The organism is Streptococcus porcinus (assembly GCF_900475415.1).
Lineage (GTDB): Bacteria > Bacillota > Bacilli > Lactobacillales > Streptococcaceae > Streptococcus > Streptococcus porcinus.
Genome location: NZ_LS483388.1, coordinates 1,972,919 through 1,990,004 on the forward strand (window position 1 = coordinate 1,972,919; position 17,086 = coordinate 1,990,004).

At 36.5% G+C, this 17,086-nt stretch carries 14 protein-coding genes; 6 read left to right on the forward strand and 8 right to left on the reverse strand.

Annotated features, from left to right (window positions below; all coding sequences use genetic code 11):
* Positions 1-602: 602 nt before the first annotated feature.
* Positions 603-3,548 (forward strand): serum opacification factor, encoded by a 2,946-nt coding sequence (locus DQM45_RS09810; RefSeq protein WP_003085507.1) that lies wholly within the window; start codon positions 603-605, stop codon positions 3,546-3,548.
* Positions 3,549-3,882: 334 nt separating this feature from the next.
* Here DQM45_RS09810 and mutS read toward each other — a convergent pair whose 3' ends face one another.
* The 3 genes from mutS to argR are packed head-to-tail and all read right to left on the reverse strand — an operon-like array spanning position 3,883 to position 7,206.
* Complete coding sequence (gene mutS, locus DQM45_RS09815) at positions 3,883-6,432, reverse strand: DNA mismatch repair protein MutS (protein WP_003085127.1); 2,550 nt, start codon at positions 6,430-6,432, stop codon at positions 3,883-3,885.
* Positions 6,419-6,772, reverse strand: coding sequence for a YlbF family regulator (locus DQM45_RS09820; protein ID WP_003083629.1), 354 nt, complete (start codon positions 6,770-6,772; stop codon positions 6,419-6,421). Before DQM45_RS09820 ends, mutS begins: the two co-directional genes overlap by 14 nt.
* Complete coding sequence (gene argR, locus DQM45_RS09825; RefSeq protein ID WP_003083066.1) at positions 6,769-7,206, reverse strand: arginine repressor; 438 nt, start codon at positions 7,204-7,206, stop codon at positions 6,769-6,771. Before argR ends, DQM45_RS09820 begins: the two co-directional genes overlap by 4 nt.
* A 287-nt stretch (positions 7,207-7,493) precedes the next feature.
* Here argR and argS point away from each other — a divergent pair, with 287 nt between their 5' ends.
* Complete coding sequence (argS, locus tag DQM45_RS09830; protein ID WP_003085125.1) at positions 7,494-9,182, forward strand: arginine--tRNA ligase; 1,689 nt, start codon at positions 7,494-7,496, stop codon at positions 9,180-9,182.
* Between the two features lie 45 nt (positions 9,183-9,227).
* Here the strand turns inward: argS and DQM45_RS09835 are convergent, their stop codons facing one another.
* The 5 genes from DQM45_RS09835 to hisS all read right to left on the reverse strand — a co-directional run bounded on the left by DQM45_RS09835 (position 9,228) and on the right by hisS (position 15,177).
* On the reverse strand, positions 9,228-10,109 hold the full coding sequence (locus DQM45_RS09835; RefSeq protein ID WP_003082604.1) for a YitT family protein: 882 nt from the start codon (positions 10,107-10,109) through the stop codon (positions 9,228-9,230).
* A gap of 51 nt (positions 10,110-10,160) precedes the next feature.
* Positions 10,161-11,045: a YitT family protein gene (locus DQM45_RS09840; protein WP_003084599.1), complete on the reverse strand. Its 885-nt coding sequence runs from the start codon at positions 11,043-11,045 to the stop codon at positions 10,161-10,163.
* Between the two features lie 26 nt (positions 11,046-11,071).
* The gene (locus tag DQM45_RS09845) at positions 11,072-12,013 is read right to left on the reverse strand and encodes a YitT family protein (RefSeq protein WP_003083371.1); all 942 of its coding nucleotides are present in this window, start codon (positions 12,011-12,013) and stop codon (positions 11,072-11,074) included.
* Positions 12,006-13,754, reverse strand: coding sequence for an aspartate--tRNA ligase (aspS, locus tag DQM45_RS09850; protein ID WP_003085473.1), 1,749 nt, complete (start codon positions 13,752-13,754; stop codon positions 12,006-12,008). Before aspS ends, DQM45_RS09845 begins: the two co-directional genes overlap by 8 nt.
* A gap of 145 nt (positions 13,755-13,899) precedes the next feature.
* Positions 13,900-15,177 (reverse strand): histidine--tRNA ligase, encoded by a 1,278-nt coding sequence (hisS, locus tag DQM45_RS09855; protein ID WP_003083359.1) that lies wholly within the window; start codon positions 15,175-15,177, stop codon positions 13,900-13,902.
* A 255-nt stretch (positions 15,178-15,432) separates the two neighbouring features.
* Between hisS and rpmF the strand changes: the two genes are divergently transcribed.
* From rpmF to DQM45_RS09875, 4 genes are all read left to right on the forward strand, one after another.
* A complete protein-coding gene (gene rpmF / locus DQM45_RS09860) occupies positions 15,433-15,615 on the forward strand; it encodes a 50S ribosomal protein L32 (RefSeq protein WP_003085054.1) in 183 nt (60 codons plus the stop codon).
* Between the two features lie 15 nt (positions 15,616-15,630).
* Positions 15,631-15,780 carry a 50S ribosomal protein L33 gene (gene rpmG, locus DQM45_RS09865; RefSeq protein ID WP_002982147.1) on the forward strand — a complete coding sequence of 50 codons (150 nt, stop codon included), beginning with the start codon at positions 15,631-15,633 and terminating at the stop codon, positions 15,778-15,780.
* A 163-nt stretch (positions 15,781-15,943) separates the two neighbouring features.
* The gene (locus DQM45_RS09870; protein ID WP_003084576.1) at positions 15,944-16,504 is read left to right on the forward strand and encodes a GNAT family N-acetyltransferase; all 561 of its coding nucleotides are present in this window, start codon (positions 15,944-15,946) and stop codon (positions 16,502-16,504) included.
* Between the two features lie 74 nt (positions 16,505-16,578).
* Positions 16,579-17,070: an NAD(+) diphosphatase gene (locus DQM45_RS09875; RefSeq protein ID WP_003083973.1), complete on the forward strand. Its 492-nt coding sequence runs from the start codon at positions 16,579-16,581 to the stop codon at positions 17,068-17,070.
* Positions 17,071-17,086 lie beyond the last annotated feature (16 nt).

The following is a 17,086-nucleotide window of genomic DNA, read 5'->3' on the forward strand; positions in this document are numbered from 1 at the left end:
TAGGTACATAGTCAGTCTCCTTTATTTTTACTTTTAAATTAACCCATTCCCAGTTTTCAGACACCATAAAGATTTAAGAGAGCATATTATCACTTAGTAATATCCCTAATCCAGCTGAACTATTTAGAAATTTAAAAAAGTACTATTAGTTAAGACTAAATAGTTAAAATCAATACATTTCAAGATAAGATTGTTATACCCATTCTTCTATAATACTATGCATGGCGAGTTAATTTCTCCCAAAATTAATAATATTATTATCAAAAAATCATTTTTAACACACATAATAATTTTTTAATTAATGAAAAGTTCAATTATTTTACTTTATGTAATATTTTGGATTTTTTATAGGCTTTAAAATGTTGTTTTTATTAAAATAATTATTTTTAAATTAAAAACATATTTATTACAAGTATGGTTAAATTCTATTATTTAGGCATTTGGCGATTTCATCATATTATAATCTTTCTATCTATTTATTTAATTGGTTAATTAAAAATAAATTTACTAAATTCTTTATTTTCAAAAATAATGGTTTTCAAAAAATATTAGAATTAGAGTATACTACTTAAGTTGGAAATAAATGAAAAATAGGAGAATAAATGAAAATGATAAATCGTAAGTATAAACTAAGAAAACTGTCTATTGGACTCGTTTCAGTAGGAACTATGTTCATGACAACAGCAGTAGCAGCGCAAGAGAATGTTAATAGTAATAATACTACTGACTCAGCTCAATTAACTGCGAGCAACACTAGTGAAACGCCTAGCAACTCTTCAAATAACGATTCTACAGAAGTAAGTAATACAGAAAATAACGTGACCTCATCTTCTTTAGAAACTACGGAAAAAGCAAAAGAAAATTTAGACGAGCCTCAAGCTCTTACCTCTACTCAATCCAACTCGAACAACACTGTAGCTTCAAATACAGAATCATCGGAAATGGCGTCACCTCAAGGCGCTACGAACGATGTGGAAAGAGTAGACGTAACTTCTGAAACGATTGAGGTTGATAACTATAGCGTAGATAATGAGAAATCATCTCTTACAGTTACTGATGGTCAGGGCACTGATAAACTTATCAAAAACCGCGACGGCAAAAATCGTGAAATTTTTGATATTCATCGCGAAGTAGTTAACAATCAAGATGGCACTCTTGATGTTAAGCTTACAGTTGCTCCAAAAGAAATTGACAAGGGTGCAGAAGTCATTGTTCTTTTGGATACTTCTCAGAAAATGAAAGAGGACGATTTTAAAACTGCTAAAGAAAATATCACAAAATTAGTTAATACTTTGACCGATAAAACCCACCCCCACAATGCTCGCAACTCAATACGTCTAATTAATTTTTACCGTAAAGTTAATGATCCGATAGAACTAACAAAAGAAAATGTCGATAATACCCTTGACCAAGTTTGGAAAAAAGCCAAAGAGGATTATGACTGGGGGGTTGATCTACAAGGAGCTATTCATAAAGCCAGAGAAATATTTAACAAAGAAAAACAATCTGGTAAACGCCAACATATTGTTCTATTTTCTCAAGGAGAAGCAACTTTTAGCTATGATTTTAAAAACAAAGAAACCGTAGCTAAACAAGGAATTAGTGATAAAACTATCTCTCATACCTCCCCTTTATTACCATGGCCGTTTTACATTGATGCTTCCTTGAAAAAACGTAATATAATTGAGGATGCTACTAGTATATTAAAATTTCTTGATAAAGTTGGTTTGAGTTCATTAAAAGATAAGTATCTATCTCAGTTAAACTTAGCAAAAACTGCTAATGGTATTGGTAGTATATTTGGAAACTATGTCGGTATTGACAATCCTTTGGATTATATTTTACTTAAAGAATTAACTCCTAAGGAATCTGTAACAGAATTTGACTATGATAAAAAAGTTGGTGAGGGATATCATTATTTAACACATTCACATAGAGAACTTGCTGGTGGAGACATAATTGATAAATTTATAACTAATGTAAATCTAGAGTTAAAAGATAAAATGTGGTTTGGTGGTAACACCACACAGTACCTAGCTAAATTAGGTGTCGAAAAAGCTCTTAAAAATATTTTTTATCGACGTAATCACATCTTTTATAATCATAATCTTTCTGCACAAGCAGAAGCAAGAAAAGCACAAGAAGAAGGAATTGTATTTTATTCATTTGCCTTGACAAAAGCTCAAAGCAAAGCAAACGATAATGTTTTGAGTTTCTTGGGACCTAGATTAAATGATAATAAATTCGACCTCTATTTAAAGCAAATGTCTGAAAATAAAAAATTCCTCAAAGATAGTGATGTCTCTGATGACAAAATGTTCAAAGATACATTAACTTCTCTTGACATAAAAGATGAGTTTGAGAATAGCACTTCTCTTATTAATAATTCTTGGAAAACATCTTTAGATAATATTGACAGTAAAGAAAAGAAGAATCATCAAGTTAGCCATAAAGCCTCATCAAATACTTGGTTATCAGGTACAACAAAAGAAAGCCTTACTTGGACCCTCTCTCAAGAAGACTTGCAAAAAGCTTTCGAAACTGGAACTCCACTAACCTTAACTTATAAGTTGAAAATTGATAAAGAAAAATTTAAAGGTAATATTCGGAAAAAACGTGATCTCTCTTTACCAAATAGTAAAGAAGCACATAGCGAGAAAGTTATTTCGAATACGATTTCTTATAACATCAATGATAAAAAAGTTAATAAGCAAAAACTTGATGATGTTACTCTGACCTATTCTAAAGAAAAGCTTGTTAAGAAAATCGTTAATGAAACCAAACATGAGATCTTGAAATTTAAGACACAAGAATTCCTTGACAATACACTTCCAAAGGGACAACAAGTCCTTGTTACAAAAGGTGAAAATGGTTCAATCACATCAGAATTTCAAAATACGTACCTTGGTGACAAACTGATAGATAGCAAGCTTCTGCTAAAAATCACGAAGAATCCTCGTCATCAGGTCATTAAAGTTGGAACTAAGGTCGAAACACCAGCAAGTGAAGGTCTAGATAATCACAGTGTTCCTATTGTCATTACAGATAATACGAAACTAGATACAACTGATCAGCCTAATCATACAACAACTACTGAAGATTTAGCCACTGAACGTGATGATTTGGTTGTCGGTAGCCAAAGTGACTTTTTAGATAGTATAGAAGACACACAAGTGGGTATGTCTGGAACTATTGAAGAGACAGTTATCGAAGAAGATACATATCCTAACCTTGACCTTCACTTCGATAATGAAGCTCCTAATAGCGAAGCAGAGCTCCCACAGGTTCCTACCGGTGAAGAAGATAATAATGAATATTCTCAAATATCTATGCTAGAAGATGATAAAGAAGTTAGCCATCTTCTTCAGATCACAGATAAAACAACTAATCAAACTTCCCCAGCACCTATCGCTCAAACTGATAACCAGCTTCCTCAAACTGGAGATAAAGAAAATAGCTGTGAAGCCTTCTTTACTATGACAGCATTAGCAATCATTGGAGCAGCAGGTCTCCTCAACAAAAAACGTCATGACAAACATATTGACTAAAAGTTAATAGCACAAGGAAAATTGCAGATATCTAACCGTCAATTCATCCTGAATAGTCAATATCGTATACAGTAGATAATAAAAGATTCATGAGGAAATATGAGTATTTTCACTCTCTGAAGTCCTACCTAGCAGGGCTAAGTCCTTATAATCTTTACCCTCCCGTCAATACAGGAGGGTTTTCTTATCGTCGAAAAAATAACCGTCAATAACTATTAGTCTAACCTTTTCAGCTTAGCTTATGCATTATCAAAAAATTATACAAGCCTTCGATTAAAATCCTAACTTTACAAGGTTGTCAAGTTGCTGAAAAACCAATCCTGAGGATTGGTTTTTATAATTCTTTCTTTAATTCATAAAGAACAGTCATTGCTTCCATAGGAGTAAGATTCATGATATCAGTGGCTCTAAGTCTGTTAATAATAGCATCTTTAGGATCATTTAAAAAGAGGTCAAGTTGTTGACTATCACTGATCTCCTGAGCAACTTTTGTTGGAGCAGTGGCGAAGGCTGCTCCTTTTGAATCACCTTCTAATTCTTCTAAAATGTGACTTGCTCTTGAAAGTAATCCCGCTGGAAGACCTGCAATTTTAGCAACGTGAATTCCGTAAGACTTGTCTGCAGGACCTTCAGAAATTTTATGCAAGAAGGTTACTTCTCCTCCTTTTTCCAAAGTAGACACGTGAACATTTTGTAAACCTTGTAGCTGACTTGACAGGGTTGTCAACTCATGGTAATGAGTCGCAAAGAGTGTTTTAGCCCCCACATGATTATGGATATACTCAATGATTGATTGCGCTAAAGCCATTCCATCGTAGGTTGCTGTTCCTCGTCCCAGCTCATCAAATAGAATAAGTGAGTCTTGACTAGCACGCTGAATAGCTTGATTAGCTTCCATCATTTCCACCATAAAAGTAGACTGACCTGAAATCAAGTCATCCGCAGCTCCTATACGAGTAAAGATAGCATCAAATAGTGGAAGATTAGCCTGCTCCGCAGATACATAGGATCCCATTTGAGCCATAATAATGGTCAAAGCTAGCTGACGCATATAGGTCGACTTACCACTCATATTTGGCCCAGTGATTAATTGAATAGAAACTTGATCTGTTAAGCGAATACTATTTGGAATATACTCTCGCACGCCCATTACCTTTTCAACGACCGCGTGACGCCCATCTACGATACTAACTTCTTTATCTTGATTAAAGCGGGGACAAACATAGTGATTCTGCTCTGCAACTTGAGCTAAACTTTGCAAGACATCTACGGTTGCAATAGCCTTGGCTAATGATTGTAATCGTGCAATATAAGTCTCCACCTGCGCTCGGACCCTCATGAAAATGTCATACTCCAACTGGGCGGATTCTTCACGCGCTTCTAGCATCTGCCCTTCAATTTTAGCCAATTCTGCTGTACCATATCGCTCTGAATTTTTCAGCGTCGCTTTTCTAAAGAAATGATCAGGAACTAGTGGTAGATTAGAATTCGTCACATGGAAGTAGTAGCCATCTTTTTTGTTGTAATCAATTTTTAGATTATTAATACCACTGGCTTGGCGTTCCTTACCTTCAATATCAGCAATCCAACCGGTCCCTTCTTTCATCACCTTCCGATAGTGATCCAAACGCTCATCAAAGCCGGTCCTTATAATGTTACCTTCACTAATGGTGGCTTGAGCATCTGGATCAATAGCTGAGCGGATAAGGTTTTCCAATTCTGGAATAGCATCAATCTGATCAACCAGATCTCCTAAGTCTGCGCTGGTCATAGACTCTAAAACAGCCTTAATATAAGGAACTTGGGCTAATGTCTGCCCTAATTGAAGGAGGTCCTTGGGGTTGACCTTCCCAAAAGAAACTCGACTGGATAGACGTTCAATATCATAGACCCCTTTTAAACTATCACTTAAATCTGCCCGCTCGATAAAATTATCAAGAAAGGTTTGGATAATCCTTTGTCTTTTTTCAATGGCCGCTTGATGAATGAGTGGACGATCTATCCAAGTCCGTAACAGACGCATCCCCATAGCAGTCTTCGTCTCATCCAACAGCCAGTAAAGACTCCCATGTTTCTTACCCGTACGAGCATTTTCTAGCAAATCTAAGCTCGCTTTTGTGGTATAAGTCATCTGCAGATAATCTTTAATCTCGTAATGGCTAACTTTTTGCAGGTGCGATAGTTCGCGCATTTGAGTCTGGTTAACATAAGCTAATAATTTTCCCGCCACTCTCAGTTCAATTGGAGCTAGTTGCGGATTTAGCAGGGTCGAATCTTCATAGCTCTCATTACTATAAGACAAAAGCAAATTACTGTCTTGTTTTAACTGTTTTTCTTGATCGTCATTCAATTCAAAACCAAGGATAACCTCTTTAGTTTTTAAATTTAATATTTCACTGTTAAGGCTTGTAAAGTCAGCCAAACTTGTCACAAAAAATTCTCCTGTTGCTAAATCCATATAGGATAAACCATAAGTCTGGCCATCATAGTCAATAGCAACTAAAAAGTTATTAGCTGTACTTGGTTTAGCAGAATCAACTACTGTTCCTGGTGTAATAACTTGGACAACTTCACGTTTGACCACTCCAACTGCTTTTTTGGGGTCTTCCATCTGTTCAGCGATGGCAACCTTATACCCCATCTCAATAAGAACATCAATATACTGTTGGGCGGAGTGATGGGGCACTCCTGCCATGGGAATAGGGTTTTCAGCATTTTTATTGCGACTAGTTAAACCAATTTCTAGTAGCCGAGCTGCTTTTACTGCATCTTCATAAAATAATTCGTAAAAATCTCCCATCCTAAAAAGCAAAAAAGCATCTGGATAATTGGCTTTGATGTCCAGATACTGTTGCATTCCAGGAGAAATCTTAGGATTGGTCATTCCTAACCTCCTTATTTATTTTCTCTTCGATTGTTTTTGTAATGTATTGTAATAAGTCACTAGCATCTTGCATTTTATCTCGGTATTCTGTTACCAAGGGCTGATCTATAATATTTTCTTCTAAGTTTTCAGCCAAGGTCAGCGACTGTTTTGCTGCCTGCTTCTTCTCTATTTTATCAAAAAGAATAGCTTTTTGCTGATTCTTTTTCATTTCAAAGGCCAAGGCAGTCAATTCAGGATTTTCCTTCATCTGATTATCAATCTGCTTGTATGCTTGTACGCTAGGATGTTTTTCAATGGTATCTAATAACTGCTTTAGGGAAGTATCATATGGGGTCATATACTTAGAGCCAAATCTTTTTCAAAACGCTCAGCAATATCTTCATTGCGACAAATAACTAATAGCGTGTCCGCTCCTGCAACTGTGCCTATGATTTCATCAATATCGCCATTGTCAATCAGATTTGCTAAGACATCTGCTTCACCTAGATTGGTGTGGAGAACTAACATAAAACCAGCACGATCAACTTTCAAAACGTAGTAACGAACATCCGGACTAAAGGGAGAAGTAACTGGTTCTGATAAACTGTAATAGAGTTTTCCTTTTTCATTACGTAATTTTAAGAGACCTATTTCTCTCAAGTCACGAGATAGGGTTGCCTGAGTAACACTAATTCCTTCTTTGCTGAGAAAATTTTTAATTTCTTCTTGCGTACCAATATGTTCTGATTGAATAATTCGCTTGATCTGATTTTGACGCTCAATTTTATTCATATGATTCCACCCTAATTGTATAATTATCCTTTCAAATTATAACAAAAAAAACTTAATAATTCATTATCTTACCCTATATTTTTATCGACTATCACATTTTTCTTGTTTCAAAAACCTTTTAAAATCCACTTAACCCTTTTATTTTAAACTTTCACAATAAAAGCAAGTGTTAGATTTATCACATTTTTATGTAAAATATAATGACAGTATAATTTATCAAATCATTTCTCGTTTATTTTAAGAAATTGTGTTAAAATGGATTGACAAACTATTTTAGGAGAAACAAGATGGATACTAAATCATTGATTGCAAGTGAGATTGCAAAAGTGGTTCCTGAATTGAACCAAGAGACTATCTATAATTTGCTTGAAACACCAAAAAATTCTGACATGGGGGATATTGCTTTTCCTACCTTTAGCCTTGCTAAAGTGCTACGCAAAGCCCCTCAAATGATTGCTGCAGAGCTTGCCGAAAAAATCGACTCAAGTCAATTTGAAAAAGTGATGGCAGTTGGTCCTTACATCAACTTCTTCCTTGATAAAACCACGATTTCAAAAAATGTGCTCCACGCCGTTATTGAAGAAAAATCTGATTATGGTCAACAGCATATTGGTGATGGCCAAAATATCACATTAGACATGTCTAGTCCTAACATTGCTAAACCATTCTCAGTTGGGCATTTACGTTCTACTGTCATTGCTGATGCTATTGGACACATTTACTCTAAACTTGGTTACAACTCAATCCGTATTAACCATCTAGGTGACTGGGGTAAACAGTTCGGAATGCTGATTGTTGCCTACAAACTTTGGGGAGATCAAGCAGCTATTGAAGCTAACCCAATCGATGAGCTTCTTAAACTTTATGTAAGAATCAATGCAGAAGCTGAAGAAAATCCTGAATTGGATGAACAAGCTCGTCAATGGTTCAAAAAACTTGAAGACGGGGATAAAGAAGCTTGGGATTTATGGCAATGGTTCCGCGATGAAAGTCTTGTTGAGTTCAATCGTATCTATGATAAACTGGATGTTACTTTTGATTATTTCCATGGCGAAGCTTTCTACAATGACAAAATGGATGAAGGAATTCAAATCCTTGAAGATAAACATCTTCTTAAAGAGTCTAAAGGTGCCCAAATTGTAGACCTTGAAAAATATGATTTACCACCTGCTCTTATCAAAAAATCAGATGGAGCAACTCTCTATATTACGCGTGATATGGCGACAGCAATGTATCGCCAACGCACCTTCAATTTTGTTAAAAACATCTATGTTGTAGGACAAGAACAATCTCACCACTTTAAGCAACTTAAAGCCGTTCTAAAAGAGATGGGCTTTGACTGGGCAGATAACATGATTCATGTTTCTTTTGGTTTAGTTACAAAAAACAAGAAAAAATTATCTACTCGTAAAGGAAACATTATTCGTCTTGAGCCAACTCTTGATGAAGCAGTTGCTCGTGCTTTGACTCAAATTGAATCTAAAAATCCAGACCTTGAAAATAAGGAAGCTGTCGCACATGCCGTTGGTGTTGGTGCAGTGAAGTTTTACGATCTTAAAACTGATCGTGATAATGGCTACGATTTCGACCTTGAAGCAATGGTTTCTTTTGAAGGTGAAACTGGACCCTATGTTCAATACACATACGCTCGTATTCAATCTATTCTACGTAAGGCAAATTTCACGCCAGAAATAAACAAAGATTATTCCTTAAATGATGATGAATCTTGGGAGATTATCAAATTGCTTCAAAGCTTTGCTACTAACATTCAGCGTGCAGCAGATAAATATGATCCATCAATTATCGCAAAATTTGCTATCCAACTGGCGCAAGCTTTCAACAAGTATTATGCCCATACGCGTATTCTTGATGAGTCTGATGAACGCGACAGTCGTCTAGCACTTTGCTATTCTACAGCAGTCGTCCTCAAAGAATCACTTCGCCTTCTAGGTGTTCAAGCTCCAGAAAAAATGTAAGAAAAAAGTTCTGTACCCTCTTAAGGTACAGAACTTTTTTAGTGGTTAAACTGGCTTATCATAGTTCTTACGCCTAATTTTAAAATCAGAACTAATGACTTCATCAACATCAACAATTGAAATAAAGGCATCTGGATCCAAGTCTGCTAGAATACGCTTAACATCTCTAACTTCATTAGGGCTTAGAGTAATATACATAACATTATACTCATTACCTGAATAGGCTCCTTCTCCTTTAAGATAAGTAACCCCTCGGTTAATTTCCGTTAAAATAGCTTGTGCTGCTGCTTTAGAATGTTTTGTAATAATGATCATTCCCCGTATAGTATAACCACCGTTTTGAACGATAGTTAAGACCTGACTGAAAACAAAACTAGCAACCAAAGTATAAAGCATCTGTTTCAAATCAATATAAGTTAAAGAAGCTATTAAAATAACAGCATCAATAGCAAGCAAGGTCTGACCCAGTTTAATACCCATCTTCTCTTCAGCTATACGACCAATAATATCAGTCCCACCTGTTGTGGCACCGTATCGGAAAACTAAACCACACCCCACACCTGAAAATAAACCGGCAACAACTGCTACTAACATCATATCATGCTCCAGTCCCAAGGCAATCGGTACTTTCTGCCAAAACCATATGAAAATAGACATGCTTACTGTCCCATAGATAGTTAACGCCAAGGAACGTCGTCCAAATATCATGGCTCCTACTATAAATAACGGAATGTTAAATAGCAAAGAAGAAAAGGCCGGATTAACTCCCATTAAAGCATGTAACATTAATGTCAGTCCAGATACTCCACCTTCTGCAAGTCTATTTGCCATATTAAAATTAACAAAGCCAAAAGAATAAATGGCAACGCCTAACGTAATCACAAACAAAGCTTTCAAGCGTCCAAACCAAATATGAAATTGTGTCATATCATTCCCTCCTCTATCGATAAAAAACTAGTTGCTTCTTTGAGAAGCAAACTAGTTACCTATCTTCTTTTTTCTTTTTTTCTTCTTAGGTATAAAGAAGTCCGGACTGTTTATCTCATCCATATCAAAAATGGAAACAAATGCTCTCGGATCAATCTCACTTATTACTTCTTTAAGCTCACGTACATCTGTTCTACTCAGAGCAGCATAGATAACTTTTTTCTCTCGAGCAGAATAAGCACCTTCACCATTCAAGTAAGTGACTCCTCTACCTAATTCTTCCATGATAAATTGTGATATTTCAGTGGAAAAGTCTGAAACAATAATTGTTCCTCTAACGGAATAACCACCATTTTGAACAATATGAGCAATCCTTCCGTACATAAAACTAGCAATTAGAGCATACATCATATCTGGGATAGAAATATAAGTCAAAGATAGAATCATAACAAAAATATCAATTCCAAGTAGTGCTTGATTGAGTTGTAAACCAAACTTAGTCTCAATAACTTTACCAATGATATCAGATCCGCCAATCGTTCCTCCACTACGAAAAACTAGGCCTCCACCAAGTCCCCCAATAATCCCCGCCATCAAAGAAATAACTAACTTATCATGATTAAGGTCAATCAAGAGTGGTATTTTTTGAAACATCCAAACGAAAAAATAGAGAGATAAAACACCCGTCACAGTATAAACTGTAGATCTTCTACCAAAATACTTAGCTCCGATAAAAACTAGTGGTAAGTTGATGAGGTAGCCTGAAATAATGGGATCAATATTAAACAATGCCTTTCCGACAAGTGTTAGCCCCGACATCCCATTAGCTGCGATACGGTTTGCCATATAAAAATAAACAAAGGCAAAAGCATATATTGCTGATCCACCAATGATATATGATAGTTTTTTAAATTCAAGTTTACTGTCAAATGGCATCCCAACCTCCTTTGTGAGTCTAAACACTAATCATCTTCAACAAAACGGCCTATTATCCGAACATTTTCGGCCACAGAGATAAATGCATCTGGATCTGTCTTTAACATTAATACCTTAAAACCGATATACTCCTCCTGAGTCAATATGGTAATAAGGACAGTCTTATGAACATGTTTATAGGTCCCTTCAGCATCATTTATACATGTTACTCCACGATGTAATTTTTTATGAATAGCTTTTATAACCTTATCTGGTTGTTCAGTTACTATCATCGCTTGCATTTTCTTTTGCTTAGTATATATAGCATCCGTTATCCGTGTACTAACGAATATAGCTACCATGGAATAAAGTGCATATTGCCAACCAAATAAAATCCCAGCAAAAACCATAATAACAGCATTAAGAGCTAGAGCGATCTGCCCCACATCTTTGCCAGTTTTCTTACGAATAGTTAAGCTAACAATATCAGTTCCTCCACTTGAGATTCGTGATTTTAACCCAAAACCGACACCAATCCCCATAAAAAGTCCTCCAAAAATGGCATTTATTAATGGATCTTCTGTCAGTGTCAACTGTGGGATAATCTGAATAAAGAAGGAGGACATGGTAACTGTTATAAAAGTGAAAATTGTAAATTTATGTCCAATTTTATACCAAGCTAAAACTAGTAAAGGAAGGTTTATCACATAAAAAACAAGTGAAATTGGCAGTGACATTCCTAAAGTACGATGACTCACCGCCGAAATAACTTGTGCTAAACCTGTTGCTCCACTGGAATAGACATGACCCGGTTGAAAAAATAAATTAACAGCAATACTAGAAAGAATCCCATATAAGATAGAAGCAGAAATTTTTTCTGCGTATTTCTCCCTAGAAATGCTTCGCAGGGCATGTAGTAGTCCTACTTTTTTAGCACCGCGACTAATAACATATTTTACTTTTTTCTTGTAAGTTGTTTTTCTAATCATGACTTTCTACTTGAAGACTTAATTCATCTAGTTGTTTGTCTGACACTAAGCTCGGTGCCTGTGTCATTGGATCACTTGCTTTGTTATTTTTAGGGAAAGCGATAACCTCACGAATATTATCTTTACCAGCAAGTAACATTACAAAACGATCAAGACCGATAGCCAAGCCGCCATGTGGAGGGAAGCCATAATCCATAGCCTCTAGTAGGAAGCCAAATTGTTCATTAGCAGCGTCTCTTGTAAACCCTAGAGCTTTAAACATACGTTCTTGCATGTCTCTATGATTAATCCTTAGGCTACCACCACCAAGTTCATATCCATTTAAAACAATATCATAAGCTACAGCTCGAACCTTGGCTAAATCTCCTTCCAATTCTTTGGCAGATGCTTCTGTTGGTAGTGTAAATGGATGATGCGCCGACATATAACGGTCTTCTTCTTCTGACCATTCAAACATCGGCCAGTCAACAACCCAAAGGAAGTTAAATTTTTTGTTATCAATTAAACCGAGTTCTTTGGCTAAGCGGTTACGCAGAGCACCGAGTGTATTATTGGCAATGGTTAATTCATCAGCGACAAATAAAATTAAGTCATTGTCAGTTATATGTAAAGCTTCTGTCAACCTGCTGTCAATTTCTGTTAAGAACTTAGCAACGGGACCTGCTAGCAAGCCATCTACCTTCTTCACCCAGGCTAGACCTTTTGCACCAAACTGCTTAGCAAACTCAGTTAGCTTATCAATATCTTTGCGTGAGAATTGATCTGCTTTATCTTTTACAACAATAGCTTTAACTGCTGGTGCTTCTGAAAAAACTTTAAAATCAACGTCTTTTACAAGTTGAGTCAAATCTTGCAAGAGCATATCAAAGCGGGTATCTGGTTTGTCAGATCCGTAAAAGTTCATGGCATCGTCATAAGACATTCTCGGGAAAGGAAGTTTGACGTCAATACCCTTGGTGTCTTTCATAACCTTAGCAATCATACCTTCAACTAAATCTTGGATTTCCTGTTCCGATAAGAAAGAGGTTTCCAAGTCAACTTGTGTAAATTCTGGTTGACGATCACCACGTAAATCCTCATCACGGAAACATTTAACGATTTGGTAATAACGATCGAAACCAGCATTCATTAATAGCTGCTTCGTGATTTGCGGACTTTGTGGCAAAGCGTAGAAATGCCCTTGACTAACCCTACTTGGTACCAAGTAGTCACGCGCCCCTTCTGGTGTGGACTTGGTTAGCATTGGCGTTTCAACATCAATGAAATCGAGATCATCTAAATAATTACGAATTGAATGTGTTACCTTAGCACGTAGCTTGAAGTTTTCCAACATCTCCGGACGACGCAAATCTAAATAGCGATAACGAAGTCTAGTCTCATCACCGACCTCAACAGCATCTTTAATTTCAAAAGGTGTTGTTTTAGAGGTGTTTAAAATAGTTAACTCAGTAACTTTTAGCTCGACAGAACCTGTTGCTAATTGATCATTTGCCTGTTGACGCTCCTGAACCACACCCTGAACTTCAATAACATATTCACTACGAATAGCCTCTGCATTCTTTACCACATCAGCATTAGTTTCCTCTGGATTAATAACAAGTTGCATAATACCTTCACGGTCGCGTAAATCAATAAAAATAAGGCCGCCCAAGTCTCTACGACGTCCAACCCAACCTTTTAAAGTAAGTTCTTGTCCAATATGTTCTGACCGAACATGTCCAGCATACATGCTACGTTTCATCTAGTTATCTCCGATATATTTTTTAGTCTTTACTATTATAACAAAATCCATCTAAAAACCCCACCCATTTAAAGAGAATTAAAACCAGTCAATGATTAGCACACAAAACGTAATCAAAAAGAGGGCTAAAAACCCTCAATACTTATCAAACTAATTTAGACAATAACCTAGGGAAATCGTTACTTATTTCTTCAAAGCTAGCTTCAATTTCTTGACGACTTTGGTTATTTTTAAGGGTTACTTTGCCAGCTTCAACTTCACTTTCGCCAAGAGTCATAATCACTTTCGCTTTAAAACTATCTGCTGATTTAAATTGTGCCTTAATTTTACGTCCTAAATAATCACGCTCTACTTTAAAACCCTGTCTACGAAGGGACTGTACTAATGCCAAAGCTTTGCTATTAGCACGATCTCCCAATACGGCAACATAAACATCCATTCCAGGTACTACAGGGAGTGTGATGCCCTGCTTTTCCAAAATAAGCAAAAGCCGTTCAAGCCCTAAACCAAAACCAAAACCTGGCGTTTCTGGTCCATTAAAGTAGCTAACCAAACCATCATAGCGGCCACCTGCACAAATAGTTAATTCCGAGTTATCTACAGTTGCCATGAACTCAAAAATCGTGTGGTTATAGTAATCCAAGCCACGTACCATATTGGTATCAATAACATAAGGGATTTCAAGGTCAGCTAACATAGCCTTAACAGTTTCAAAGTGAGCCTGACTCTCATCATCTAAATAATCCAAAATCGATGGTGCATTCTCAACAGCTATTTTATCTTCTTTTTCCTTAGAATCCAAAACCCGCAATGGATTTTCATCCAAACGTCGTTGACTGTCTTTAGATAATTGCTCACGCATAGGTGTCAAGTAATCAATCAAGGCTTGACGGTAAGCAGCACGACTAGTAGGATTACCTAAACTATTGATATGTAAAGTAATGTCTTTAATCCCTAATGTTTCAAAAAGATGATTGGCCATAGCAATTGTTTCCACGTCACTGGCTGGGTTGGCAGAACCAAAACACTCTACCCCAATCTGGTGGAACTCACGCAGACGCCCCGCTTGCGGACGTTCATAACGGAACATTGATCCGATATAATACAACTTAACTGGCTTTTGAACCTCTGGCGCAAAAAGCTTGTTCTCAACAAAAGAACGCACTACAGGAGCTGTCCCTTCCGGACGAAGCGTAATATGACGCTCCCCCTTGTCATAGAAATCATACATTTCTTTGGTCACAATATCAGTCGTATCACCGACCGATCGGCTAATGACTTCATAGTGTTCAAACATTGGAGTCCTGATTTCTCCGTAATTATATTTTTCAAATGTTTCACGCGCAACAGCTTCAACATATTGCCACTTAGCAGCTTCTTCAGGTAAGATATCCTGAGTTCCTTTAGGTTTTTGAAGTTTCATAATAATTGGTGCCTGAGTGTCTATAAAAACACTCTCTTCCTTTCTGCATTCTAATCACTCCTATTTTAGCATTTTTCTAAGCCTTTTGGGTAGAGCGGAACTCTAAAAAAACTTTTTTGTCAAGTAACTTTACTTTACAAAAAAGTTATGTTACTATATTAAAGTTGGCGAAAGCCATAGACACAAAAATATTCTGGGCTATAAGCTTTAAAGTTTATTTCCAATGCCCAACATTTTAATCGGAGGATAGAAACAATGGCAGTACCTGCACGTCACACGTCAAAAGCTAAAAAGAATAAACGTCGTACACATTATAAATTAACAGCTCCGTCTGTACAATTCGACGAAACTACTGGAGATTTCTCACGTTCTCACCGCGTATCACTTAAAGGATACTACAAAGGACGTAAAATCGCTAAAGCTAACGAAGCTAAATAATAGAAGGGAGATACCATGCGCGTAAATATTACACTTGAACACAAAGAATCTGGTGAACGCTTGTACCTTACTTCAAAAAACAAACGTAACACTCCAGACCGACTTCAATTGAAAAAATATTCACCAAAATTACGTAAACACGTAACCTTTACTGAAGTAAAATAATTGAAACAACTAAAGTCCTTGAAAGATAACTTTCAAGGACTTTTTTAATACTCATTATGTTACAATTAAAGCAATAAAATCAAGGAGGTTAGCCTATGTTTCAATTTCAAGCAAGCAAAACTGACTCAGGAATTAGAAAGTTTATTAAGAAAGAGGATTATTTTTGGAAAAATGTAAAATTGAAACAGATCGCTTAATTATTCGCCCACTTGTTACTGAGGATTACGAAACCTGGTATCAAGGTTTTGATGGCCGGAAAGTTGCACAACATGCTTTTGACGACGGTCAGCTGGATATGTCTGTTTGTGACCTTAAGTGGTTTCAGCAGTTAGTGGCTCGGCATCAAGAGCTTTGGGAAAAGGATGACACCTATATCTTTGCTGTTTTTGATAAGAATGGACAGCACCTTGGTATGCTTAATATTGCCACCTTAGCCCGTACCAACATGCAGTGGGGTGAACTGGGCTATTTCATTCATAACCAGTACTGGCGTAAAGGCTTTGCTTATGAGGCCTTATCAGCGTTAGTAGAGACCTGCTGGAAGGTGCTTGGATTTCACCACTTAGAAACTCAGATCTCTCCTAGAAATAGAGCGTCACAGCAATTGGCTGAAAAGTTAGGTTTTGTCTATGAATGTCGCCGTTCCAAGTTTGCCTTTGAAGATGGGGAGTGGGGGGACAAGGTTATTTATAGTAAAACTTTACATGAGCAACCTTTAGATTAGTTATTTAAGAAGTCCATAGGGCTTCTTTTTTGAAGACATGCTATAATAATCAAAAACATATAAGGAAGTTACTTATGCAAAAATACTGTCAAGAATGCGGTGCAAAACTGATTGCCAAGGAATTGGAAAATGAAGGACAAATCCCTTTTTGTAAGTCCTGTGACCAATTTCGTTTCCCAAGTTTCAACACTGCAATTAGCTTAATTGTGGTCAATCAAAGCAATAATAAAATTCTCCTTATCCAACAATATGGTCGCCCGCGAAAAATCCTCGTGGCGGGTTACGTTGGTAAAGGTGAAAACCTTGAAGAGACTGCCATACGGGAATTGAAAGAAGAAACTGGCTTGACAGGCTTGTCAATTTCCTTTAACAAAAGCCAATTCTTTGAACCTTCAAACACTCTCATGTGCAACTTTACAGTAATTGTCAAAGACGACAGTGATTTTCAAGCTAATCACGAGATAGATGCTTACGACTGGTATTATCCTGAGGAAGCACGACAACACATCTTCCAAAATAGCTTAGCAGCTAAGTTTTTAGACCATTATTTAGATAAGAAAAAATAAGGTGCTCCAAAGGGCA